This is a genomic window from Sphingobacterium sp. ML3W, from assembly GCF_029542085.1.
Taxonomy (GTDB): domain Bacteria; phylum Bacteroidota; class Bacteroidia; order Sphingobacteriales; family Sphingobacteriaceae; genus Sphingobacterium.
In genome coordinates this window covers 3,577,969-3,601,254 of sequence record NZ_CP107036.1, presented here as the reverse complement: position 1 = coordinate 3,601,254, position 23,286 = coordinate 3,577,969, and the positions used below count along the sequence as shown (strand labels likewise).

At 39.3% G+C, this 23,286-nt stretch carries 20 protein-coding genes and 3 tRNA genes; 10 read left to right on the top strand and 13 right to left on the bottom strand.

All coding sequences use genetic code 11. The features are described 5' to 3' along the window. Positions 1 to 25 precede the first annotated feature (25 nt). Positions 26 to 1,555, top strand: coding sequence for a peptide MFS transporter (locus OGI71_RS15310; protein WP_282250090.1), 1,530 nt, complete (start codon positions 26 to 28; stop codon positions 1,553 to 1,555). Between the two features lie 684 nt (positions 1,556 to 2,239). Here OGI71_RS15310 and OGI71_RS15305 read toward each other — a convergent pair. Then, complete coding sequence (locus OGI71_RS15305; protein WP_120259999.1) at positions 2,240 to 3,235, bottom strand: acyl-ACP desaturase; 996 nt, start codon at positions 3,233 to 3,235, stop codon at positions 2,240 to 2,242. 223 nt (positions 3,236 to 3,458) lie between these two features. Between OGI71_RS15305 and OGI71_RS15300 the strand changes: the two genes are divergently transcribed. Beyond that, positions 3,459 to 4,682, top strand: a complete 1,224-nt coding sequence (locus OGI71_RS15300; protein WP_282250088.1) for a cysteine desulfurase — start codon at positions 3,459 to 3,461, stop codon at positions 4,680 to 4,682. A gap of 11 nt (positions 4,683 to 4,693) precedes the next feature. After that, the gene (locus OGI71_RS15295; RefSeq protein ID WP_282250087.1) at positions 4,694 to 5,113 is read left to right on the top strand and encodes a SufE family protein; all 420 of its coding nucleotides are present in this window, start codon (positions 4,694 to 4,696) and stop codon (positions 5,111 to 5,113) included. A gap of 168 nt (positions 5,114 to 5,281) precedes the next feature. Here OGI71_RS15295 and OGI71_RS15290 read toward each other — a convergent pair whose 3' ends face one another. From OGI71_RS15290 to OGI71_RS15270, 5 genes are read right to left on the bottom strand one after another with little or no spacing between them, the layout of a single operon-like run. Beyond that, positions 5,282 to 6,103: a VOC family protein gene (locus OGI71_RS15290; RefSeq protein WP_282250086.1), complete on the bottom strand. Its 822-nt coding sequence runs from the start codon at positions 6,101 to 6,103 to the stop codon at positions 5,282 to 5,284. Between the two features lie 28 nt (positions 6,104 to 6,131). Beyond that, entirely contained in the window at positions 6,132 to 7,061 is a 930-nt protein-coding gene (locus OGI71_RS15285) for a DUF1801 domain-containing protein (RefSeq protein WP_282250085.1), read from the bottom strand. A gap of 10 nt (positions 7,062 to 7,071) precedes the next feature. Further along, positions 7,072 to 7,500, bottom strand: a complete 429-nt coding sequence (locus OGI71_RS15280) for a DUF1801 domain-containing protein (RefSeq protein WP_282250084.1) — start codon at positions 7,498 to 7,500, stop codon at positions 7,072 to 7,074. Positions 7,501 to 7,512: 12 nt separating this feature from the next. Next, positions 7,513 to 7,959, bottom strand: a complete 447-nt coding sequence (locus OGI71_RS15275) for an SRPBCC domain-containing protein (RefSeq protein ID WP_282250083.1) — start codon at positions 7,957 to 7,959, stop codon at positions 7,513 to 7,515. 49 nt (positions 7,960 to 8,008) lie between these two features. Beyond that, complete coding sequence (locus OGI71_RS15270; RefSeq protein WP_282250081.1) at positions 8,009 to 8,764, bottom strand: CDGSH iron-sulfur domain-containing protein; 756 nt, start codon at positions 8,762 to 8,764, stop codon at positions 8,009 to 8,011. Positions 8,765 to 8,980: 216 nt separating this feature from the next. Between OGI71_RS15270 and OGI71_RS15265 the strand changes: the two genes are divergently transcribed. Further along, positions 8,981 to 10,882 carry an alpha-L-fucosidase gene (locus OGI71_RS15265; protein WP_282250079.1) on the top strand — a complete coding sequence of 634 codons (1,902 nt, stop codon included), beginning with the start codon at positions 8,981 to 8,983 and terminating at the stop codon, positions 10,880 to 10,882. Positions 10,883 to 10,954: 72 nt separating this feature from the next. Here the strand turns inward: OGI71_RS15265 and OGI71_RS15260 are convergent. Beyond that, positions 10,955 to 11,027, bottom strand: a tRNA-Lys gene (locus OGI71_RS15260). A 278-nt stretch (positions 11,028 to 11,305) separates the two neighbouring features. Beyond that, positions 11,306 to 12,259, bottom strand: a complete 954-nt coding sequence (locus tag OGI71_RS15255; protein ID WP_120259503.1) for an acetyl-CoA carboxylase carboxyltransferase subunit alpha — start codon at positions 12,257 to 12,259, stop codon at positions 11,306 to 11,308. Positions 12,260 to 12,419: 160 nt separating this feature from the next. Between OGI71_RS15255 and OGI71_RS15250 the strand changes: the two genes are divergently transcribed. The 3 genes from OGI71_RS15250 (at position 12,420) to chrA (ending at position 16,722) form a co-directional block, all read left to right on the top strand. Continuing rightward, on the top strand, positions 12,420 to 14,603 hold the full coding sequence (locus OGI71_RS15250) for a glucoamylase family protein (RefSeq protein WP_282250076.1): 2,184 nt from the start codon (positions 12,420 to 12,422) through the stop codon (positions 14,601 to 14,603). 96 nt (positions 14,604 to 14,699) lie between these two features. Further along, positions 14,700 to 15,221 carry an OmpA family protein gene (locus OGI71_RS15245; protein ID WP_282250075.1) on the top strand — a complete coding sequence of 174 codons (522 nt, stop codon included), beginning with the start codon at positions 14,700 to 14,702 and terminating at the stop codon, positions 15,219 to 15,221. Between the two features lie 169 nt (positions 15,222 to 15,390). Next, a complete protein-coding gene (chrA, locus tag OGI71_RS15240; RefSeq protein ID WP_282250073.1) occupies positions 15,391 to 16,722 on the top strand; it encodes a chromate efflux transporter in 1,332 nt (443 codons plus the stop codon). Positions 16,723 to 16,756: 34 nt separating this feature from the next. On the opposite strand, the gene OGI71_RS15235 is transcribed toward chrA, so the two are convergent. The 3 genes from OGI71_RS15235 to OGI71_RS15225 all read right to left on the bottom strand — a co-directional run bounded on the left by OGI71_RS15235 (position 16,757) and on the right by OGI71_RS15225 (position 17,520). Further along, positions 16,757 to 16,841: transfer RNA gene (locus OGI71_RS15235), tRNA-Leu, on the bottom strand. Positions 16,842 to 16,846: 5 nt separating this feature from the next. Beyond that, positions 16,847 to 16,919: transfer RNA gene (locus tag OGI71_RS15230), tRNA-Gly, on the bottom strand. 112 nt (positions 16,920 to 17,031) lie between these two features. Beyond that, a complete protein-coding gene (locus OGI71_RS15225) occupies positions 17,032 to 17,520 on the bottom strand; it encodes a regulatory protein RecX (protein ID WP_282250072.1) in 489 nt (162 codons plus the stop codon). Positions 17,521 to 17,595: 75 nt separating this feature from the next. Between OGI71_RS15225 and OGI71_RS15220 the strand changes: the two genes are divergently transcribed. Further along, positions 17,596 to 20,037: a bifunctional UDP-N-acetylmuramoyl-tripeptide:D-alanyl-D-alanine ligase/alanine racemase gene (locus tag OGI71_RS15220; RefSeq protein WP_282250071.1), complete on the top strand. Its 2,442-nt coding sequence runs from the start codon at positions 17,596 to 17,598 to the stop codon at positions 20,035 to 20,037. A 49-nt stretch (positions 20,038 to 20,086) separates the two neighbouring features. After that, complete coding sequence (locus OGI71_RS15215; RefSeq protein ID WP_282250069.1) at positions 20,087 to 20,686, top strand: DUF502 domain-containing protein; 600 nt, start codon at positions 20,087 to 20,089, stop codon at positions 20,684 to 20,686. A 118-nt stretch (positions 20,687 to 20,804) separates the two neighbouring features. Here the strand turns inward: OGI71_RS15215 and OGI71_RS15210 are convergent, their stop codons facing one another. Then, positions 20,805 to 21,704, bottom strand: coding sequence for a pirin family protein (locus tag OGI71_RS15210; RefSeq protein ID WP_282250067.1), 900 nt, complete (start codon positions 21,702 to 21,704; stop codon positions 20,805 to 20,807). A gap of 45 nt (positions 21,705 to 21,749) precedes the next feature. On the opposite strand from OGI71_RS15210, the gene OGI71_RS15205 reads away from it, so the two are divergent. After that, the gene (locus tag OGI71_RS15205; protein WP_282250065.1) at positions 21,750 to 22,349 is read left to right on the top strand and encodes a hypothetical protein; all 600 of its coding nucleotides are present in this window, start codon (positions 21,750 to 21,752) and stop codon (positions 22,347 to 22,349) included. Here the strand turns inward: OGI71_RS15205 and OGI71_RS15200 are convergent. Beyond that, the gene (locus tag OGI71_RS15200; protein WP_282250063.1) at positions 22,346 to 23,128 is read right to left on the bottom strand and encodes a Cof-type HAD-IIB family hydrolase; all 783 of its coding nucleotides are present in this window, start codon (positions 23,126 to 23,128) and stop codon (positions 22,346 to 22,348) included. The two genes, OGI71_RS15205 and OGI71_RS15200, sit on opposite strands and share 4 nt — an antisense overlap. Positions 23,129 to 23,286: the final 158 nt, after the last annotated feature.

Sequence of the window (23,286 nt, the reverse complement as noted above, 5' to 3'; positions counted from 1 at the left end):
CTTTTTTGATTAATATAAATACAGTATGGAGGTTAGTACACGGGAATCGCTAGAGGAGATTCAAAATTTTAAGGGAAAGTACCCAAGACAGATCTGGAGCCTTTTTTTCTCGGAAATGTGGGAAAGATTTTGTTTTTATGGCATGCGGGGTATGTTGGTGTTCTTTATGATCACACAACTAAACTTTGCGGAGAAAGAGGCTAATTTACAGTATGGAGCTACTCAGGCATTTGTCTATGCTTTTACATTTATTGGTGGTCTTTTTGCAGATAAGATTTTAGGTTTTAGAAAATCATTGTTCTGGGGAGGTATATTAATGATTGTAGGGAGTCTTTTCCTAGCTGCGGATCCACATCAATATTTCTTTTTTGGTCTCTCATTTATTATTATTGGTACTGGTTTCTTCAAACCAAATATTTCTACCATGGTGGGAGAACTCTATCGTGATGGAGATAGCCGTCGTGATGGTGGTTTCTCCTTGTTCTACGCAGGGATCAATCTAGGTGCATTTTTAGGGGGCTATGTTTGTGTCGCCATTGGTAAAGGGTATATGTTGAGCTCGGTTATCTCCGAACCTCACCGTTGGAATGTTGCCTTTGGTTTAGCTGCAATAGGGATGCTGGCAAGTTTGATTAATTTTCACTTTACCAAAAGACACCTTGGACCTATCGGGCTTAAACCTGGACACCCAGATGCTATCGTAAAGACGAAAGCCTTGCCAAAATGGGTTGAATATGCGGTATATGCACTGACCTTGATCTTTATACCCGTTATTCAGATCATGGTGTCGAAAACCCAATATACTGACTATTTTATGTATACCATTGGACCATTGACACTTTTATATCTGTTTTATGAAATGTCACAAGTGACCAAGGAGGAACGCAAGAAATTAATTGCTGCACTGGTATTTATTTTGTTTTCCATTATCTTTTGGGGGATATATGAACAGAGTGGTGGTTCATTGAGCATCTTTGCAGCCAAGCACCTGAATGACTCTTTACTGGGGGCAGTGACACTTGATCCAAATGGTGTCAATAATTCTGGGGGTGCATTATTTATTATCGCCTTAGCGCCGTTATTTGGACTATTCTGGATTTGGTTGGGAAAACGTAAACTTGAGCCGAATACTATTATCAAGTTTGGTTTGGGCTTTGTTTTCTTAGGTTTAGGTTACTATGTACTTTTTGCGACGCGTTTATTCGCTCATGAAGGCATGACCTCATTGGATATCTTTACACTTGCATTATTAGTGATTACCGTCGGGGAGCTTTGTCTTTCGCCGATTGGGTTATCCATTATGACGAAACTGTCCCCAGCGAGGTTACAGGGTATTATGATGGGAATGTGGTTTTTGGCAAGTGCTTATGGACAATATGTTGCGGGCTTGATCGGTGCGAGTATGGCTGAAGCAAAAGAAGGAAGTTCGTTGGCAGACAACTTACTGACGTACACTGAAAGTTATAAGCAATTGGGCTTATATTCTTTAATTGCTGGTGTGGTACTTATTGCATTGTCACCTGTTGTGCGGAAATTAATGGGAAATGTGAAATAATCCCTAATCAAATATTATCCAAAAGAGATCGTATTAAAAATCTTTTTGGGAATTAGTACTTAGTCATGATTGACAGACTAGATGCTTATAAGAAAGGGAGTAAATTCATAGCGAGTTTGCTCCCTTTCTTATATCAGGTGCAAACCTTTTTGGTCAATGCATCGTACCAACTTCGATACATCGTCGTAACGTCGTCGCACTGTGACCGTGGTGAATGCGACATGAGTCCGAGGTGAGTCCGAGTTTAACACGGAGATATGGTTTAAAGACCTAAGTTACACCATGCTCTTATCTGCTCTCAGAGGCGAAGAAGGGGTAAATATCTTCCGTAGCATAGTCGAAGAACAACCGAACAATGCACGAAACTCGGACTGCGTTATGAAAAATGATATATATGGTGTGTATGTAATATCATATATATGTTTTTTATATTCAAATAAAATGAATTAATATATGCATATAAGCTGATTTTAAGATTAAATATTCTTTTGTATTTAAAAATATATACATTTTTGAATTACTTATGTATGGAGATAATCGGCCTAAGGGGGAGTATGATTACTGTTTTGCAATATTTACAATCATACAGCCGACAACAAGGTAAATAGAATGCTTCGATCTTAATTACCTATAGGAAATAGGATAAACAAAAAAGCTTGACTATTTCTGGTCAAGCTTTTTTGTTTATCCGTAAATCCATTTGAATTTATAATCTTTTTCAGGAATCTTCATGCGGTCAGCTAATCTAGTCAAGCGATCCGGTAATTTTAAGAGGTAGTCTCTTGCTTTCTCACCTTTTTCATTTAGACCTGTAACTTGATCAATTTTCCACTCATTATTAAGTTCTTTCAAGATATCGACATAATCCAATGCAGTATACACACCTAGTCGCTGTGCAGCATCCGAAAAGTGTGCAAAAGCTTCGCCCTGAGGTTCGCCTGCTTCTCTCAAAAACTGTGCTGGCATGACAATCTTTTTACGCATCATATCTTCAAATGCAATCATTACTTCACTTGCGTCTACTGTCATAGCCTTTGATATGAAAGACATGTATGCTTTGGCATGGCGTGCTTCATCCGAAGCAATGACACCGCACATTTTCGCCAGAAGTTTATCACCACCTTTTTTTGAAAGTCCCGACACCCGACGATGAGATACGTTGGTTGCAAGTTCTTGGAATGATGTATATATAAAGTTACGGTAAGGATCAGCACCAGTGCCGATATCGAAACCATCTTGTATCAAATATTGTGTAGACATTTCAAACTGACGCATATCTATTCTACCAGACAGATAAAGGTATTTGTTCAATAGATCGCCGTGACGGTTTTCTTCTGCAGTCCATGCACGAACCCATTTCATCCATCCGCCTTGTTCGTTTTTATCGACATCTTCAACCATTGTCAGCCAAGATTCGTAGGTTGGAAGGGCTTCTTCGGTAATCGTATCACCAACTAATACTGCAACTAAGTCATAGGACAGTTCTTTCGCACTTTCCTGTAAATCTCTTATTTCCTCAAAAAAAGTATCCCTTGAAGCGTCTGGAAGGAAATCAGCAGGTTGCCACATTTCTTCTACAGGCTTCAGGTATTCGCTCATTTCATTCAACATGAAAGGCTCCAAGTAGGCCATCACTTCTTTACGTGAGCCTTCTGGTAAATTTAGAGGTAATTCTTGCATATCAATACAAAGGTAAATAAATAGCATCAATAAATTATAAAAGCAAGATATAATTGTAAAAAATGGCAAATGACCTACAAAAAGTGGTTCTTTAATAGTGTTGAGCCATTTTTTAATTTGATTTGTCAAGTAACTTGGATGATTGATAATGACATAAAAAACAGATTGTCGGCCCTGTATTCGATAAAATACTATTAACTTTGTATAAATTATTTAGACGACTTTGGAAAAATATAATATAGATAAAATACGTGCAGATTTTCCTATTCTAAAAAGACAGGTAAATGGCAAGCCTTTGGTTTATCTGGACAATGGTGCGACAACACAAAAGCCCAATGTGGTAATCAATTCTATTGCACATTATTATACAGATATGAATAGTAATGTACATCGTGGAGTTCACTACCTCAGCCAGATATCTACAGATGCTTTTGAGGTGACTCGTAAAAAGCTTCAATCCTTTATCAATGCGCCTGAAGACAAGCAAGTGATTATCACCAAGGGGACGACAGATAGTATCAATTTGGTTGCGACCTGCTATGGTAGAGCATTTATCGATGCGGGAGATGAAATTATTATTTCTGCAATGGAGCACCACTCCAATATTGTGCCCTGGCAGATGCTTTGTGATGAAAAAGGCTGTAAGATCCGTGTTATTCCGATGAATGATAAGGGGGAGCTCGATATGGACGCCTATCAAGACCTTATTAACGAAAGAACGAAGCTTGTTGCTGTAACTTATGTCTCTAATGCACTGGGTACGATCAATCCGGTAAAAGAGATCATCTCGATTGCACATAAGCATGGGGCTGTCGTATTGGTAGATGCAGCGCAAGCTGTCCAACATATCCAGGTTGATGTGCAAGATCTCGATGTTGACTTTTTAGTTTTCTCAGGGCATAAAATGTATGGCCCCACTGGTGTGGGTGTGTTGTATGGTAAGGAAGAGCTGTTAAACGCAATGCCTCCTTATCAAGGCGGTGGCGATATGATTAAGGAAGTGACTTTCGAAAAGACAACCTATAATGAGTTGCCTTTTAAATTTGAAGCGGGCACTCCGAATATTGAAGCAGGAATCTGTTTGAATGAAGCGATTGACTATATCAATTCGATCGGCTTAAAAAATATTGAGGCTTACGAACACGAGTTGCTGGAATATGCATTGGAAAAATTGTCGCAGATCCCGGGAATGAAATTTATAGGTACTGCAGATCAAAAATGTTCTGTTATTTCATTTATCATTGAAGGTACACATCCCTATGATGTAGGGGTGATTTTGGATAAATTGGGTATTGCTGTGCGAACTGGACACCACTGTGCTCAGCCTGTAATGGATCGCTTTGGTATCCCTGGAACGATCCGGGCTTCGTTGGCACTTTACAACACAAAAGAAGAAATAGATATCTTGGTGGCAGGTATTCAACGTGCGGTCAATATGTTAGTGTAATAAAAACGATTATGACAATTAATGAAATACAAAACGAATTAGTTGAAGATTTTGCTTTCTTTACGGATTGGATGGAAAAATATGAGTACATCATCCAGCTGGGGAAGGAAGTTCCTTTAATTGATGAGCAATATAAGACAGAAGACTATATTATCAAGGGTTGTCAGTCCAAGGTGTGGCTGTATCCGGAGGTTAAAGATGGAAAAGTGTTTTTTACAGCAGATAGTGACGCAATTATCACCAAGGGTTTGGTTAGTCTGATGGTCAAAGTGCTGTCTGGACATACAGCAAAAGAGATTGTTGATGCAGATCTGTATTTCGTTGATGAAATCGGTTTAAAAGAACACTTGTCGCCAACCCGGGCCAATGGTTTATTGTCGATGATCAAACAGATGAAATTATACGCATTGGCGTTGCAGGTAAACGCATAACCAGAACTGGTCAACAATTAAAAGCGGACTGTCCTGAAATTGAAATTTTAAAAGGAGATCGTAGAAAAATGATATTAATAAAAAACGGAAGTGTCCAACCTTTTTGGATACTCCCGTTTTTTTATCTATCCACCCCTCAGATGGGAACTACTGTTGCCTTAGCTAACATTATCCGATCAAATCTTTGATAATGATTTTTTTCATCTTCATTAATGCTTCTCCGGCTCCTGGATTTTGAAGGTATGTAGAAATTTGTGTCGGTACAATTTGCCAACTCACTCCGAATTCATCTTTACACCACCCACACATGCTCTCTTGTCCCTGTTGTGTAATACGATTCCAGTAATAGTCAATTTCAGCTTGATCCTGGCAGAGGATAGTGAGGGAAATACCTTCATTAAACGTAAAGTCCTGGGCGACTCCACTATCCATGGCCATTAAGGTAAACCCATTGACAAGGAATTGGGTGTGCTGGATTGATCCTTTATATTCGCCTTCCGGATAACGTAAAATACCGTTGCTGTGAAAATCTTTGAATAGTCCTTCATAGAATTGAACTGCGGTTTCGCATTTGCCTTGTTGAGGTCCGCAATACATCAGTGTAGGGACGATCGCTTGCTGGTTTGTGTCACTTACGTTGCCTTGGTATAGCTGCCAGTTTACACCGTATCTGTCCGCTACCCAGCCGTAGTAGGCACTCCATGGATAGCTGTTTAGTGGCATCAGTACATTTCCGTCTACTGATAATGTATTCCAGATGCGATCTATCTCTTCGGCTGATTCGCAGATCACCATAAATGATATGGATGGATTTGGCTTAAACATCGGTCCTCCATTGATGCCGATAAATTTTACGCCATTGAGCAGGGCCTGGACAACGATCGGGGAGTCGCTTTCGATATGACTGTTTAAAAAAGTCCGGCAGTATAGATCAAAAGCTTCCTTCGCATTGTGATCAAACCATAGGGACGGTATAATTGAATTTTCCATGAGCGTCGATTTTTAGTTTAAAACTCACTTATTTATATTTATCATGTAATCCTTTATTCGCAATAATCATTGGTTTGATTTTCTCCAGACGGGATAATTTGGTTTTTTCCTGTTTCGCTTCGTCGATATACTGAATATACTCTTTTTGTTTGCCTGGTGTAAGCGCATTGAAGTGATCATGGAATACCTGATCTGAATGAAGTGCTTCCAAAAGAATTCCAGAGGGAGGTATAGCTTCACTTTTGGTGGGTTTTATTTCTTTTCCCTCGTCAATTGTTCGAATAGATTCTTGGATGTAAGCCTCGATTTTGGTGCTATCCATCTCGCTGACATGCTGAAAACGCCATTGTCGAAGAGCTTTGGTTTTACCTTCGGACGCGCTGATCAAGACATTTTCCTTATCTTCTAAAAATACACCGTTATAGAACCATAGGGAAAAGAAGTTTTTGAAACCACCCCATCCGATGACATTCTTCCCTTTGTGTGTATAGATGTCGCTGCCCCATTTGAACTCTTTTTTCAGTGTGGTTTTTAGCATAATCTGTTGCATCAATTCTTCGGCTTCTAACCAATTCCCTCTGCTTTTATGCCAGTTGGGGCCTTGTTTGTCCTTGAGTTTTTCGATATTAAAGGCAATAATATCACGAATGATTTTTTTTGGTAAGGGCTGGTCAATCGGAATCTGTATTGCTCCTTTTGATGTTTTAAAATCTTTAAGTTCTGCTGCGAAATGTTCGATGGCGTCAGGTCCGGGGTATATTCCGAGATGCTGTTTATTCATTGCAAAATGGATCAGATTGCCATTAAATCGAAATGTAGGCATCTGATAGGAAATGGTTTCTGTGGTTTCAGCTGGGACTACTCCAGCAATCAGCTGCCGTACCTGATTGAGATACGTCTTCTTGTCCCCTTCGAATTGGTCAATATACTCTTCAATTGTTGAAACGCTACTTGTCATAATCTTGTATCTAATCCTTGGTCCTTGTGTATTTGGTTGTTATAAATTGGATGGTCTCTTGCATTAAAATGGTCAGATTCTCCGTATTGATGTCACTCAGTTTTTTAATGTAAATGCAGGCTTTGCCTATTTTATATTTGCCTAGTTGTTCCACGAGTGCCCGATGTTCTTCGAGGCCGGTATATACGTAAAGTGAAATGGCAGCCTTACGGGGACTGAATCCGATTAGGGGTGCATACCCTTCATGCCCGCTGGCATATTTATAGTAATACTGTCCAAAGCCAATGATCGATTCGCCAAACATCTTCGGTGCTTCTTTTGAGACAGATTGCATCAATTGTACCAATTGGATGCTGTCTTCCCGCTTCTGTGAATCGGGTATATCCAGAATAAAATCATCGACACTTTTTTCGATATAAGAGGTTTTATTTGCCGCCATTTTTTACTTCCGTTAAAACATAAAATCAAAAGCACCCTTTCGAAGATTGATATTATATTCAAGATAGGCCTTCATACAGGCTAGAAAATTTGCCCATCCTTCGGTCTGACGCATCATAATCAAAATGCCTTCCTGATCGTTGTTCATTTCGTGTTCTGTAATTTTGACAACAGTGGATCCCTCTCCGAAGGAAGATAAGCTGATTTCAACCAGTTGATTTGCTAATCCGCCACTCCAGTCAAAGGAAATATAGGTGTCTGGACGGATTGTTTTGCCAGCTACAGGAAAACTGTCGGGGAACTCAGGGAAATTCCATTCTACTGTTTTTCCAGTCTCGAGACGGCCTGTTGAGGACTTAATAAAATAGTGATTCATTTTGTTGGGATCAACGATGGCTTCAAAAACTTCACTGATGGGTTTTTGGATCTGAATACTTGCTTTTGCGGTTAACTTTTCCATGTTCTGAATATTAAACAAATATTGTATAAATACCGATAACTTGTATCTGCTATTTTTGTGTGTACTTACTGAGTCCATCCTGAAATTCCATTGAAGCATGCGTGCCATCGCAAAATGGTTTGTTGGATGATTGGCCGCAACGACAAAGGGTCTGGCGGTTTCGCACTTCATAGTACTTGCCACTGCTGCTTTTTACAGGGATCCCACCCCAAAGAGCAATAGGTCCACTGCACTGATTCAATACGTCTTCAATGAGACCTACCTCGGCTATGGTATTTTCTTCGATGGGAGTATTCTCCTGGTTCCACACAAGCAGTCTGCCACTGGGACAGTAATGGGCCATATTGACAGCGCTTTCTAAGGAGTTTTCATCACTATAGGATATCTCATTCCAAATTCTTTTCCCTTGATCACAGAAGCGTGCAAATGCGCATAGTTTTTCGTCGTCACTGAGAGAAAATACAGGCCCTTCAATAATTTGCGCTGTTTGGAGCGAATCATGTAATGTCGCTGTATCGGTCAGGTCAACACCAAAAGACCTGGCCTGCTCATGAGAGTTGTCGCAAAAGGGTTTATTTTTGGACAGCCCACAGCGGCATAGATAGGTCTGTTGTTCAGTTTTAAAAGATTCCCCGTTTTCATAGGATCTGGAGACTCCCTGTCGATCTGGAATAATATATTGTAAATGAAAAGGTACCTGCCCGTGTAAAATATACGGGCCGTCTTTGGTGACCTCGATAAAGATTTCACTGGTATTGGCTGTAGATCCTATTTGAATATGCCAATAATCTGAGGGATTGCTCATGAGTCTTTAAGTTTATAGTATAAAATAAACACCACAGAAACGGATAGGTTTTATTTTTTCTGACTTTGGTTGTTACTACCCTAAAATGAACAAAAATTGCACCTTATCTTTAGCTTTTTGAGTTATTTTTGAAGGTAAGACAAATTTTTCTGTTGAACTATTGTCTTCCTCAAAGCTTTAGTTCGGCTATTGGAGACAATTATAATATCGAAGCTTATGACAAAAATCAGGTATTGCTTTGTTCTAATGCTTTCAACTACTGTAATGGTGGTGATGGGACAGGTTCAGAATGTAAATAAGGGAAATGAAGCTGCAGATATGTTTAATGACCCGAGTACAAGGGATAGAAATGCAATATTAGTTGCTGAAGCAGGCTGGTGGAAAGAATCTTTAGTGGGGCAGGAACAACGTCTCAAAAAATGGAAAGAGGCCTCCTTTGGAATGTTTGTCCACTGGGGCATTTATTCACAATATGGTAATATCTGGAAGGGGAAAAAAGGAGGTGGATATGCTGAGCATCTCATGCGTGTCATGCAGATTCCCCGTCAGGAATACTTGGATTCTGCCGCGAGATTTAATCCTGTAAAATTTAATGCGGAAGAATGGGTGATGCTAGCTAAAAATGCAGGTATGAAGTACTTTATCATCACCGCCAAACATCACGATGGTTTTGCAATGTACCCATCGCAGTATGCTAGCGCTTATTCTATCAAAAGCACTGCCTTCAAACGAGATCCAATGGGGGAGCTTGCGAAAGCGTGCCATAAACATGGCTTGCTATTTGGATTTTACTATTCCCATGCGTTTGATTGGGAAGATCCTAATGCGCCGGGGAATGACTGGAATTATAACAGCCCGGGCGGGGATAAGTTGTTGGGCGGGGCAAACTGGTTTGACAACCACCCAGACTGGTTACCCAAAGCAGAACGTTATGTGGATGACAAAGCAATTCCACAAATACAAGAACTGATCCATAAATATAACCCCGATTTACTCTGGTTTGATACACCGCATAAGCTGCCTTTGTCGGAAAATTTAAGGATTCTGAAAGCTATCAGAGAAGCAGATCCTACGATTGTTGTTAACGGGCGATTAGCACGTACAGGCGACAAGAATTATGGTGATTATTTAAATACCGCTGACCGGCCGGAAGAATTTTACCCTGTTTCCAATGGGGCTTATTGGGAGGCTATTCCGACAACCAATGATTCGTACGGCTATTCGTCAACGGATATGAATCATAAACCAACAGCGCATTTTATTCAACTGTTGGCGAAAGCAACGGCTATGGGAGGGAATATTTTATTGAACATCGGTCCAAAAGCTGATGGCCGTTTTGATGGACCTGATGTGACTATTTTGGAAGGAATAGCTGCATGGATGGCGAATAATAAGGAAAGTGTCATCGATGTAGCGCCTTCTCCCTTGCCACGTCAACAATGGGGGGTGATCACAAAAAGAAAAAACACATTGTATCTGCATGTCTTTAAGCGACCAAAAGGAGAGCTATTGACTGTGGGAGGTCTTACGGCTGGTATCAAATCCATCTCTTTATTGTCTTCAAAGAAGAGTATAAAAGGGTATAATTCAGATGCCGTGGGGCTTCATATCCCATTGGATCAAATAGCTGCTGACCCGGCAGATGAAGTTATTGTTGTCCAGTTAAAAAAGGATATAGCTGCGCCTGAATCCAATGATCTGATTTATGTGGATGCACAAAGTACTGATAATCGTTTATTGTCTTTCTATGCAAAACAGCATGGCGATCCGATGAAATTTGGGGATGGTAAAAGAGACCGTTATTATGTGTCCGGATGGAAAAATAGCAATCAATATCTCGGATGGAATATCAATGTATTAGAACCAGCACAATTTAATGTTTCAGTACGCTATGTTAGGGATGTGGCAAATACAGGTGGAGATATGGTTTTAAAAATAGGTGGGAAAGCATTTAATTTTTCAATTGATTCCACTTCTCCAACAAGTGGACGAGGAAAATCGCTTGGGCTTGGACAAATAGACTTGCCAGTAGGAAAGCAATCTGTGGAACTTCGTACAAAAAATATTGTTGGGGGAGAAGCAGTGAAGTTTTTGGAGGTCGTGCTAACGCATGATTAAAAACAGTTCATGAGGGAGGAGATTCTGATGCAGCTAAATAAAAAAAGCTAATCTTGCGATTAGCTTTTTTTGTGATCCCGCTGGGATTCGAACCCAGGACCCATACATTAAAAGTGTATTGCTCTACCAGCTGAGCTACGGAATCCTTTCTGTTTTTGAAAGTGATGCAAAGGTATAAAAATAGATGATTGTATACAAGTCTTTTTGTGTTTTTTATTGATATATTTTATAACCGTTTATAAATTACGTATTTATTTTTCTTAACGATGTGGATTACTATTTGAGGTCATTGGAATTTGATCGTAAATCGAGCGATTTTGGTTAGACCTTTTTCGGCTTTTATGAAACCAATAACTTGTTAAAATGAAAAAAGTCGGCATTTGGTGCCGACTTTTTTCTATTTTGATGAATAGGGGAGTAACATTATTCTGTCACAACGCCCATATTGCTGAATTTGTCAATTCGTTCTTTGATCAATGTATCACTGTCTTTCGCTGTTAATTCAGCTAGATCTTTCAATAATTGTTCTTTAAGATTAGCGGCTGCTTTTGCCGGATCTTGGTGCGCACCACCTAATGGCTCGGGAATGATACCATCTATCAGTCCATTGCTTAACATATCGCTTGAAGTTAGTTTCAACGCTTCGGCTGCTTTCTCCTTGTGATCCCAGCTTCTCCATAAGATCGACGAGCAAGATTCTGGTGAAATGACAGAATACCACGTATGTTCCATCATGTACACACGATTACCTACCCCAATACCCAAGGCTCCTCCAGAAGCACCCTCACCGATAACAACGCAGATAATAGGAACTTTAAGTACTGCCATTTCCATCAGGTTGCGTGCAATGGCTTCACCTTGTCCACGCTCTTCAGCCTCCAAACCAGGATAAGCTCCCATCGTGTCAATCAAAGTAATAACTGGCTTATTGAATTTTTCAGCCATTTTCATCAATCGCAGTGCTTTACGATAACCTTCTGGGTTGGCCATACCAAAATTATGATATTGACGTTCTTTGGTGTTTTTACCTTTCTGATGACCAATGATCATAACAGGATTACCATCGATTGAGGCCATTCCACCTACAATTGCCTTGTCATCTTTTACCGTGCGATCACCGTGCAATTCAATAAATTCATCGCAGATAGCTTCGATATAATCATAGGTCTGTGGACGATCCTGATGACGGGACATTTGAACATTCTGCCATCCAGTTAAATTGCTGTATATTTCTTTTTCCGTAGAAGCAAGTTTTTCCTCAAGTTCACGAACGGTTGCGCTCATATCAACTTGGGTTTTTTCGGCAACTTGTGTTACCTTTTCAATCTGCAATTGCAAATCTGCAATTGGCTTTTCAAAATCAAACGTGGTTTTCATATATCTATTTTATGAAAATATTCAGAGGGCTAATTTAGCGCATTTTTTCCGAAATTAAAATTTGAGCATACAATATCATTGGAAATCCTTTGTTACATTTGCGTTATAATCTCGGTGGTGGCTTAATTTTTGATTGTAAGCCTGTGAAAAATGTTGACTTATGCTGAAAAAATACTTTTACTTTCTTTTTCTATTGATTTCACCCATACTTGCAAGATCGGAGAGCTATCCGGAGGTTCTATTTGATAATAGTATAATCAATGGAAGCTATGCAAAAAGCATGGCGCATTACACTGGGGAGTCTTGGGTACAAAATGTGAATCATAGTCTTCCTGTTTCGGATAGCCTATTTTTTACTCCAGGGAACTCGCTTTCGCTACGATACGTTTCATCCCCCAATGGTAAATGGGAGGCCAGTATATTAAATGATAAGCAAAAATTTCAGTATATGATCGCTAAGGATGATCATTTAACCTTTAAATTGTTTATCCAAAGTAATACCGAAAAGGGACAGTTGCCGAAAGTTGCGTTGCAACAAAATGATATACGCACTAATGCCTTGGATATTACCCATTACATCGAAGACTTTGCTTATGATACTTGGCTCAATGTTTCTATCCCAGTGTCAAAATTTGAAGGAATTACTATTGGAAAAGCCGTTTCCTCATTACTATTAGAACAAAATGGAACCAGCGCAACTACACATCAGCTTTTTATTGATCAAATAGAGTTTCTGCCAAGAAATTATCCAAAAGTGAAACTGTCGTCGGCAGCTATTTTATCTAAAATAGGTTCTGTAGACAAGCAAGTTGAACTTGTGTGGCAGTTGCCATTAACCCCGAGTATCCGCTATGTGAAAATTTATAGATCAGAGGATAAACTCAATTTTCAACCAATTGCAATCTTACCGATCTATGTGCAGAAGTGTCTCGACAGGGTGAATGAGTATAATAAAAAATATTATTATAAAATAGCATGGGTTGATTACAACTATGTAGAGTCCCCTTTTTCAGATGTAAAAGAAATACAGACCAAAAAGGGCACCGATGCTGAGATGCTGAGTTTTATTCGGAATGCACATGTCAATTATTTTATTGATAATTATGATGTAAACAGTGGTATGTACCTCCCTGATCGCGGAAATCGGCAGGCTATTGTTTCAACGAATGAAACAGGGTATGCCATTTTGGGCCTACTTGTTGCCGCTGAAAATCAATTGATATCCAGACAAGCCTTATTATCACGGATGACACGTATGGTGAAATTCCTAGGGGCAGCACAAAATCATCAGGGTATTTTTACTGCTTTTTACGATGGGAGATCGGGTGTGCCCTTTTATCGGGATTCTGTGCCTATCTATGATATAAGAGGAACTTCACATTTAATGGAGTCATTGTTAATCGCTCGTGAATACTTTGCTAAGGATGATCCGGAAGAACAATCTCTGCGGAAATCAATTACCACGTTATGGGAAAGAATAAATTGGCGTTATTTTACAGATCCAAATAATACAGATGTTCTCTGGAGCAAATGGTCGCCTATAGATAGTACAGCGAGGTCACGTCCATTGGGTGGATTTAATGAGAGTCTAAGTACCTATCTGCTAGCGATGTCTTCTCCTACACATCCTTTAGCCGCTTCAGCTTACATGAACGGATTTGCAACCAAACATGCGGATGCAATGGATTTTACTGATGAGCTAAGTACTTTGGCTCCTGAGATAAAAACAAAATTAAATGACTCACTTGCGCAGTCTATAAGCAACAACCCTTTGATTGGTAGTATTTGGAATGCACCTGCCTCAATCTATTCGGATGATAAGGTTATCTTCGCGAAAAGTATTGCGGGAGGAAATCTGACGGAGTCACTAATGTCCGTTTATCGGCCATTCTTAATCATGGATCCTAAGGGGAAAGTGGATAATTTTGTGGATTATAAAAAATATCTGTCTGATTATATCCTTGCCTATAAACGGAGAGACAATGAATTGAATATCGGGACGAGATTTACGGATATTTGGGGTGTTGAACACACCGAAAATGCTTATCAGGGATATTTTGTCAATCCCGCAATTTCAATTGCTTCCTATCCATTTGAAAGGGAGATTGGTCTGAAGGCCATGCGTAAATTTTACGAAGAATATGCTGATGTGCTATTTACACAATATGGATTCAGAGCATGGATCGACCTGAAAAACAATGATGTTTCTGAGAGCTATCGGGCAAGGAATCAAGCTACAATAGCCATAATGATTGAAAATGCCAATACGGGGATGATCTGGAAATTGTATGAACGGATTCCAGAGATTAAAAAGACATTGGATACAGTCTATGTGAAGAAATAGATTTGTTACGATCCTGTATAAGGAAAAGCAGCTCCTTTTTAGAGTTTTTTCCTTATATTTACCCTGCTTAAATCGACAATAAATACGTTAAAAACGATGCTTAGAAAAATTAATTTGGGACTATTAGCCTTATGCGCAAGTTTATCATTATTTTCTTGTAAACAACAGGCTATTGTAGTTAATCCTGGGGCTGTTGTCACAAAAGATGGAACTGATGATGGTTTGAAAAATGTGAAAAAGGATTTTAATGATGCGAAAAGGACTGATGAGGGAATTAAATTCAGTATTTCCTCCGATCTATTGTTCCCGACAAATTCTTCCTATCTGTCTGATAAAGCGAAGACTGAAGTAAGTAAGCTGGCCGTAATTTTAAACGAGAACAATAATAAAATTAAAGTTGATGGTTATACTGATGCGACTGGTACTGTCGAATATAATCAATGGCTTTCGGATAAACGTGCAGCATCTGTAAAGAAATTCTTGGTAGATTCAGGCGTACAGGAGTCCCGCATTACTGCTAAAGGTTTTGGTCAGTCAAATCCTGTGGGTGATAACAAAACGCCAGATGGACGTCAAAAAAATAGAAGGGTGGAAGTGACTATCCTCGATAAAAAATAGAATTATCAGGACTTTTTTCTGAACTAAAAAGCGAGATATTTTATAAATATATCGCTTTTTTTATGCCTTTATCGGAGGTATTAAGCATTCTTGTTAAAATGCGTCATGGAGTTAGCTCCTATCCCCACTAGTATAATCACAGTGATCATAATATAAATTTTAGACAATATTGGAAGAAAAGATACCCGTTGAAAGAAATGAATGGCCTCCTCCTGATTTTCGGGAGGCACTCCGGTTTTGGTTTATACTGGGCTGGATAAGTTTTGGTGGAACAACAGGGCATATTACCCTCATGCATGATTTCTTGGTGGACAAGAAAAAGTGGGTAAGCAATAAGAAGTTCTTTCAGGCACTTAATGCTTGTATGTTGCTACCCGGACCTGAGGCGCATCAATTGACCATCTATCTTGGGTGGAAATTGCATGGTTTGAAAGGGGGGATATTAGCGGGGTTGTTCTTTATTTTACCTTCTTTGTTTATCATATTTGGACTTAGTCTGTTATATGTCTACTTTGGAAGCTCTACAATTCTTTCTGCGTTATTTTCGGGTTTAAAACCCGCAGTTCTAGCGATTATACTGTTCGCAACCTATAAAGTTGGGCAAAAATCATTATTGAGCGCATGGCATTATATCGTAGCTCTAGCGGGATTTTTACTTTCTTATTTTGTTAAAATACCTATGCCCTGGATTATTCTGGGGGTTATTGTTGGGGGCTTCATTCTTTATTTCCTAAAAACCAAAAAAGCCACTGCTACATTTGAAAAGGAAGACGCGGAAGATGTCGAAGAATGTTATCCTATTAATTCGTTAGAGAAAGTGCCACCAATTTCTGTAGGTAAGATTTGCATTCAATTATCTGAATTTTTCCTGTTGTGGTTGGGACCGTTTATTTTCCTGTATGTATTTATGCCAGATGCTGCATTTTGGAAAGAGCTCTCTTTTTTGTTTACGAAATCGGCATACTTTACCATTGGAGGGTCATATACTGTTATTCCCTATATCGCCGGCCTGGTTACGGAAAAATTTCTTTGGTTGACAAAAACGCAAATGATAGATGGTTTTGCTTTGGCCGAGACGACGCCAGGTCCATTGGTAATCGTGTTGGCTTATGTGGGATTTATGGCTGGATTCAACCATTTCGACCATTCGTATGTCATGGCTGCGGTAGGTCTGACTGCTACTGCTTATTTTACTTTTTTGCCAAATTTTGCATTGATCTTCGTTGGGGCTCCCTTGATCGAGCGGTCTCAAAAGAATACGGCCATCCAATACGTACTTTCTTTGGTCACCGCCTCTGTGGTGGGGGTGATTGTTAATTTAGCTTGTTATTTGGGACAGGGTATTTTGTTTCCTAAGGCATTCGCTGTGGCTGAGTTGGATTGGAAAGCACTGCTATGGGGTGCTGTTTCAATTTTTCTATTGTTTAGCTATCGGATCGGGATGTTGCATCTTATACTTTTGAGTTTACTTTATGGCTTTTTGCTATATCTACTGTCATAAACAAGAAAAGCCCATCGACTGATGAGCTTTCTTGTACCTAGGGCGGGAATCGAACCCGCACTCCCTTAACGGGAACAGGATTTTAAGTCCTGCGTGTCTACCAGTTCCACCACCTAGGCAGGTGAGCGAAAAACGAGATTCGAACTCGCGACCCCAACCTTGGCAAGGTTGTGCTCTACCAGCTGAGCTATTTTCGCATGGAATTTTTATTTCAATTTTAAAAAGAACCTCGTGTTCCTTTTTGGTGATGCAAATATAGAGCGAAAATTTAATATTGCAAAATATTTGTTTACTTTATTTTGTTGTTTTTTATAACTCCTTTGAATTCAGTATAGAAAAAATTAAATCGCTTTCAAATCCCCTAGACAACGCAAATTGATAGACTTTGTTCCTAACGATGAAAGAATCTTTGCTGTTTATTTCCCGAATTTTTTTGTCAATAATATTTTTCAATATAGCCTCGTATTCATCTAGGTCAATCTGCTTGAATGCAATTTTTATCAATTGCTCAGAAACCCGCTTTCCTTTTAGAGCCTGTTTGATTTTGATTTTGCCCCACCCCTTCATACGAAGCTTACCATTGCAATAGGCTATTGCGAAGCGCTCTTCATTTAAAAAGTTTTCTGCAATCAAATTTGCTATAATATTTTCGACATCCTCCTCATGTAGCCCCCAGCTGTAAAGTTTGTCCCGCACTTCTTGCTGGGATCTTTCCTGGTAAGCACAATAACTTTCAGCCTTTAATTGAGCCTGACGTGGTGTTAGGATCTTTTTGTTTTTTTTATCTTCTTCAAACATATTGTCAAAATTTCAAAAATAATATGAAATAACTAAAAAAATGTTCAGTTTTGATCCAATCAAAATATCAGGAGAATGTATAAAATATCGGAAATCGTCCAGATTTTACACCCTAATCGCACATTTATCACGGATCCCAATTCTTTAATTCAACACTTATTTTATGACAGTCGGAAAATTGTTCAGGCAGATAACGGTGTGTTTTTCGCACTTCAGAAGAGTAGGGATGGCCATCATTATATCAAAGAAGCCTATGATAAGGGCGTGAGAAACTTTGTTCTGCAGATTGATGCGGAACAGGAATTGTTATTTCCGGATGCAAATCTGATCTGGGTTTCGGATAGTCTCGAAGCTATGCAAGTATTGGCGGCTTTTCATAGGCAGAAGTTTAGTTTTCCGGTTATAGGGATCACTGGTAGCAATGGGAAGACTATAGTCAAGGAATGGTTGTATCAACTCATGTCTCCGGAATATAAGATCTACCGTAGTCCCAAAAGCTATAATTCGCAATTGGGCGTTGCACTGACACTATGGGGTTTATCAGATCAGTATAATCTAGCGATTATCGAAGCTGGAATTTCTGAAAAGGGTGAAATGATGAAATTGGAAAATATGATCAAACCAACAATTGGCCTGCTAACAAATATAGGCGTGGCTCATAAAACTGGTTTTGAGTCAAAGAACGAAAAGATCTACGAAAAGATAAACCTGTTCAAGGATGTTGAAACCATGATCTTTCCCAGCCGTTATGTAGAGGATATTCAATTGCCCTATCGACCTCGAAAGTTTTCCTGGGGATTTGATCAAGGGCTTTCATTGGAGGTTTATTCCCTCAAACAGGTAGATGATAAGTTCACGGTAGCCACACTTTTCTATGGCGGAAGGACATTTGCCATCGAAGTACCTTTTGTCGATAAGGGAAATGTGGAAAATGCAATTAACTGCGTAGCTGTTATGTTGCGTTTTGGTTATGAAAGAGAGGTAATTGCATCAAGAATTAAGGAGTTGCAACCAGTAGCGATGCGACTGGAGTTAAAAAAGGGAAAAAAGAATAGCTCGATTATTGATGATTCCTATAGTAATGATCTGGATGCGTTGCAGATCGCGCTCGAGTTTTTAAATCAACAGGGACAGCATCCTCGAAAAATATTGATCCTTTCCGATATACCGGGAGTAAATATAACAGATGAGAAAAGTCTGTCAAAATTGAAACGTTTACTTTCAGAATACCGTCTAGATAAACTGATCTTGATCGGGGAGATCTTGGGCCAGGTTGCTGATCAATTTGCTGTTCCATCGTTGTCTTACCCTAGCACAACAGCATTTTTGGAAGATATCAGGGCTATTCAATTGGAAGATTCTACTATTTTATTGAAAGGGGGCCGTGAGTTTCATTTTGAACGAATCAGCCGATTGTTAGTGGCTAAATCACATGACACCGTGCTTGAAATCAACCTGAATGCCATGGAGAATAACTTGAATGTCTATCGCCAGCTGTTGCCAAAACATGTAAAATTGATGTCGATGGTCAAAGCATTTTCTTATGGGAGTGGAAGCTTTGAAATTGCAAACCTTTTACAATTCAATAGGGTAGATTACCTCACTGTTGCATTTGCCGACGAAGGGGTTGATCTGAGAGGAGCAGGCATAACATTGCCAATCGTTGTGATGAGTCCGGATGAAAATACGTTTGAATCCATCGTTCAACATAATCTTGAACCTGAGATTTATAGCTTTAGAATTCTGTCTTCTTTCTTGAATTACTTAAAAGGGAAGGGGATCGCATCCTTTCCGGTTCATATCAAAGTGGATACAGGGATGCATCGTCTTGGTTTTATGCCTGATGAAGTCGATAGACTCATTACGGAGCTAAAAGATGGTTCAATACTTCAGGTAAAATCAGCATTTTCCCATTTGGCCTCTGCTGGAAATAAAGAGGATAATACTTTTACCCAACAGCAGATTGACCTCTTGGATCAATTTACAAAGCGCCTTGAAGAAGGTCTTGGTTATTCATTCTTAAGACATATTGCAGCAACATCGGGCATCGAACTATGGCCGCAGGCTTATTTTGATATGGTTCGGTTGGGAATTGGATTGTATGGGATCGATATTGAGCGACATGATCTTCCGCTTAAAGAAGTAAGTAGTTTGAAGACCAATGTGACGCAAATAAAACACTTGGCTGCTGGAGAGACAGTAGGTTATAATAGGCATGGGGTATTGCACCGGGATAGCAAAACAGCAACCATAAAAATTGGTTATGCAGATGGTTATGACAGACGTTTTGGGAATGGTGTAGGTAAGATGATGGTCAATGGCTGTCTTGTACCGACGATCGGAGATATTTGCATGGACATGTGTATGCTTGACGTTACGGATATCGAAGTGGCCGAGGAAGACGAGGTAATTGTTTATCCCGATATTAAGCTGGCCGCGAAATCTATCGGAACTATTCCTTATGAACTGTTGACGAGTATCTCGCAACGGGTAAAAAGAGTATATTTTTATGAATAATAAAGGATATTCTGCATTTTTGTATAAATATATTTTGATTTTCTAACTCATGCTGGGCAAATTATTCAGGGGATTTATTAATTATCTAATTCGAGGTATTCTCGTTGTTGTACCTTTGGCTGGTGCTGTCTTTCTGATCGTATGGATTTTTGCGTCGATAGACTCAGCGCTGAATCTGACTGAACATTTTTTTCAGGATGAAAAAGGGCATCCGCTATATATTCCCGGAATTGGAATCTTGACAGTAATTCTTATCCTTGTTCTTGCGGGGGTGATATTTACGAATTTTGTGACTGACCCGATTAAAGTGTGGATCAATCATCAGATCAAAAGAATACCGCTTTTGAATACGTTGTATACTTCGATAAAGGATTTTACTGAAGCATTTGTGGGTGATGCGAAAAAATTCAATGAACCCGTGCTGGTAACTGTAAACGAGTTCGGACTAAAAAAGATAGGGTTCCTGACACAACATGATCTAAAAAGTATTGGTTTGGAAGATGAGGTGATGGTTTATTTTCCTTATTCTTATTCTTTTGCCGGTCAGGTTGTTATCATCAGCGCGGATAAGGTGAAAAAACTGGATATGTCACCGACCGATGCAATGAAACTTGTCGTTTCTGGTGGTGTCAGTGGGATTGAACATTAACGGAATAGATTGTAACGAATAAAGGATCTATACAGAAAGTAAATAAAAAAATAGGGGCACCCGATGATCTTCTTCGGATGCCCTTTTTTATGCTATTCAACCAACATTTGTACTGTTTTTAAGCTTTCTTTTGTCCTAAAGTCGGATTTACTGGCGGAATGGGAATATAGCCATTATCACCGGGAACTTCTGGGAATTCGTGTTGTTCCCATTTTGCTCTGGCGATTTTGAGGGTCTCAATGTCCGAAGCAACAAAATTCCAGTCGATATAGCGTTGTTCCGGGAAAGGTTCACCACCAAAGATGTACACTGAGGTGCCGGCTTTGATTTCGAATTCACATAATTTGGCGTCCTTTGCAATCAGAATTTGTTTTGGGCCAAACTCTTGGCCTTCTGCATGTACTGAGCCATGAAGAATATACAATCCACTTTCTCCGTAGAGATGTTCACCTAGCTTAATAAGAGAGTCTTTGTCAGCTTTAATTTCAATAAGATATAAGGGACTGTATACGGGTACTTCCGAACGATGATTGTTAATCTCACCTGCTATCAGCCGATAGTTTACACCGTCTTCGCTCCAATGGGGAAGTTGAGGTTCTTCAATGTGAACAAAATTTGGTTCCATCTTTTCCAGATCCTTTGGTAATGCGACCCAGATCTGTAAACCGTGTAGTTCATGAGTGATAGACCTTAGGTAGTCTGGAGTTCGTTCGGAATGTGTTACTCCTTTTCCGGCTGTCATCCAGTTTACCGCTCCCGGTTTTATTTCGACCTCGTTTCCTAGACTGTCGCGGTGCATAATGCTCCCTTCGAAGAGGTAAGTTAATGTTGATAATCCAATATGAGGATGTGGAGCAATATCCATGAACTGAGGCTCGGAGATCGTTTCAGGTCCCATATGGTCAATAAATATAAACGGACCGACCATCCTTTTTTGTCTGAATGGAAGTAGTCTTCCCACCAAGAAATTACCTATGTCTGCGGCTCTTTCTTCAATAACTATTGCAATATTTGACATAATGTTTCCTTATTTTTGTGTATCTAATCTATAGCAATTTAAGAAATGTCAGGTATAATCGATCGCATTCTGCGTAAAAAGTCTGTAAGAAATGAAGAGGCATTAGCACTGTCCGATAGATTGTCATTTGGTAACAGTCAAATAGATCATTTTCTAATGGAAAAGATCTTAGCGGAAGAGGCTGTGGTGGAACCGGAATATCGGATATTTCAAAAAAAAATGCTGCTATTGGAGCTCGGGGCCTATCAGGAAATAGAGGTCGAGCTGGATTTATTAAACCAATATTTCGAAATCGTCAATAGGTTGATGCCTGCCGGTTTCTCACTGAAATGGGAAAACCGTTTCCAATCGGAAAATGAGCTGATGATACCTCCACTTCTATTATTTCCGATGGTGCAAAATGCAGTTGCAAACGGATATAATAGCATGTCTTCACATCCTATCCGAATCCGCCTCTCGGGATCTCCCAAAATAATGCTATTTGAGGTAAGTCATCGTATGAATCATTACCTGAACGGTCAATTTGAAAATACCCTAATGGCAGATTTCCAGAACAGATTGGAATATCTTTTCCCAGAACGACATAGTTTGCTATTGAACAGCAATAGCAATACCTGTCGCGCTACACTCACAATTCACTTCTAAATAACACCAAAATGTTTTAAGGCATTCCAGATGCCGTTGCTATCCACATCGTCAGTAATATAATCTGCAATTTCCTTGACTTCAGGATTCGCATTTCCCATGGCGATACCAACCTGTGTATGGGCGAGCATGGTAATATCATTTCCCCCATCACCAAAGGACATGGTTTCCGAAAGTTCGATGCCAAAATGTTCTAAAAAAACATCTATACCAACTTTTTTACTTTGGCCCATTGGGTTGACATCTGCAAAAACGGATGTCCATCGTGATGCAATCGAGTTGGGCATAACGTTTTCCATAAATTCAGCCTCTTCTTCCGGATTGATAAAAACATTGATCTGCATGACAGATTCCAGGTCAAAGTTGTCTTCGTAATTGCGTATAGGCGGCGTCTTTACGTTGACTTGTTGATACATTTTTAGCACTTCGGGCGTAACCTGATTTAAGGAGATTTCTTTTTCGGACATAAATGAAAAGGTAAGCTCGGGATGATGCTTCGCATAACCAATTAATGAACGAATATCCGTTTGAGCAATGTTATTTTTATAAATAACCTGTTCATCTTTGGTGACACAATAACCTCCATTAAATGTTATAAAGCCATCGAAATCAAGATAGCGGATATGTCCCAATTGATTAAAGGAACGACCGGTTGAAACGAAAACTTTTATGTTTTTCTCTTTTAGTAATTGAAATGCCTGTTGTGTGGATTCGGGGACCTGATGTGTTTTGAAACTTAACAATGTCCCATCTATATCAAAAAAAATCGCTTTAATCATAGAAATTGGAATCAAGTTCAAATATAGTAAATAAAGGAATAGTGTAACAGGTACAATATTAAATAGCTGTTAATACTTTTCGCAAAAATCTGACATAATCTTCCCTAAGAATTTCGTAAATTTCAAGTTCAAATAAATGTAAATATGATTACATTTAA

Coding starts and splice junctions, on each gene's coding strand:
- OGI71_RS15310 (WP_282250090.1), top strand. CDS start 26: ATGGAGGTTAGTACACGGGAATCGCTAGAGGAGATTCAAAATTTTAAG.
- OGI71_RS15305 (WP_120259999.1), bottom strand. CDS start 3,235: ATGCAAGAATTACCTCTAAATTTACCAGAAGGCTCACGTAAAGAAGTG.
- OGI71_RS15295 (WP_282250087.1), top strand. CDS start 4,694: ATGACAATTAATGAAATACAAAACGAATTAGTTGAAGATTTTGCTTTC.
- OGI71_RS15290 (WP_282250086.1), bottom strand. CDS start 6,103: ATGGAAAATTCAATTATACCGTCCCTATGGTTTGATCACAATGCGAAG.
- OGI71_RS15285 (WP_282250085.1), bottom strand. CDS start 7,061: ATGACAAGTAGCGTTTCAACAATTGAAGAGTATATTGACCAATTCGAA.
- OGI71_RS15280 (WP_282250084.1), bottom strand. CDS start 7,500: ATGGCGGCAAATAAAACCTCTTATATCGAAAAAAGTGTCGATGATTTT.
- OGI71_RS15275 (WP_282250083.1), bottom strand. CDS start 7,959: ATGGAAAAGTTAACCGCAAAAGCAAGTATTCAGATCCAAAAACCCATC.
- OGI71_RS15270 (WP_282250081.1), bottom strand. CDS start 8,764: ATGAGCAATCCCTCAGATTATTGGCATATTCAAATAGGATCTACAGCC.
- OGI71_RS15265 (WP_282250079.1), top strand. CDS start 8,981: ATGACAAAAATCAGGTATTGCTTTGTTCTAATGCTTTCAACTACTGTA.
- OGI71_RS15255 (WP_120259503.1), bottom strand. CDS start 12,259: ATGAAAACCACGTTTGATTTTGAAAAGCCAATTGCAGATTTGCAATTG.
- OGI71_RS15250 (WP_282250076.1), top strand. CDS start 12,420: ATGCTGAAAAAATACTTTTACTTTCTTTTTCTATTGATTTCACCCATA.
- OGI71_RS15245 (WP_282250075.1), top strand. CDS start 14,700: ATGCTTAGAAAAATTAATTTGGGACTATTAGCCTTATGCGCAAGTTTA.
- OGI71_RS15225 (WP_282250072.1), bottom strand. CDS start 17,520: ATGTTTGAAGAAGATAAAAAAAACAAAAAGATCCTAACACCACGTCAG.
- OGI71_RS15220 (WP_282250071.1), top strand. CDS start 17,596: ATGTATAAAATATCGGAAATCGTCCAGATTTTACACCCTAATCGCACA.
- OGI71_RS15215 (WP_282250069.1), top strand. CDS start 20,087: ATGCTGGGCAAATTATTCAGGGGATTTATTAATTATCTAATTCGAGGT.
- OGI71_RS15210 (WP_282250067.1), bottom strand. CDS start 21,704: ATGTCAAATATTGCAATAGTTATTGAAGAAAGAGCCGCAGACATAGGT.
- OGI71_RS15205 (WP_282250065.1), top strand. CDS start 21,750: ATGTCAGGTATAATCGATCGCATTCTGCGTAAAAAGTCTGTAAGAAAT.
- OGI71_RS15200 (WP_282250063.1), bottom strand. CDS start 23,128: ATGATTAAAGCGATTTTTTTTGATATAGATGGGACATTGTTAAGTTTC.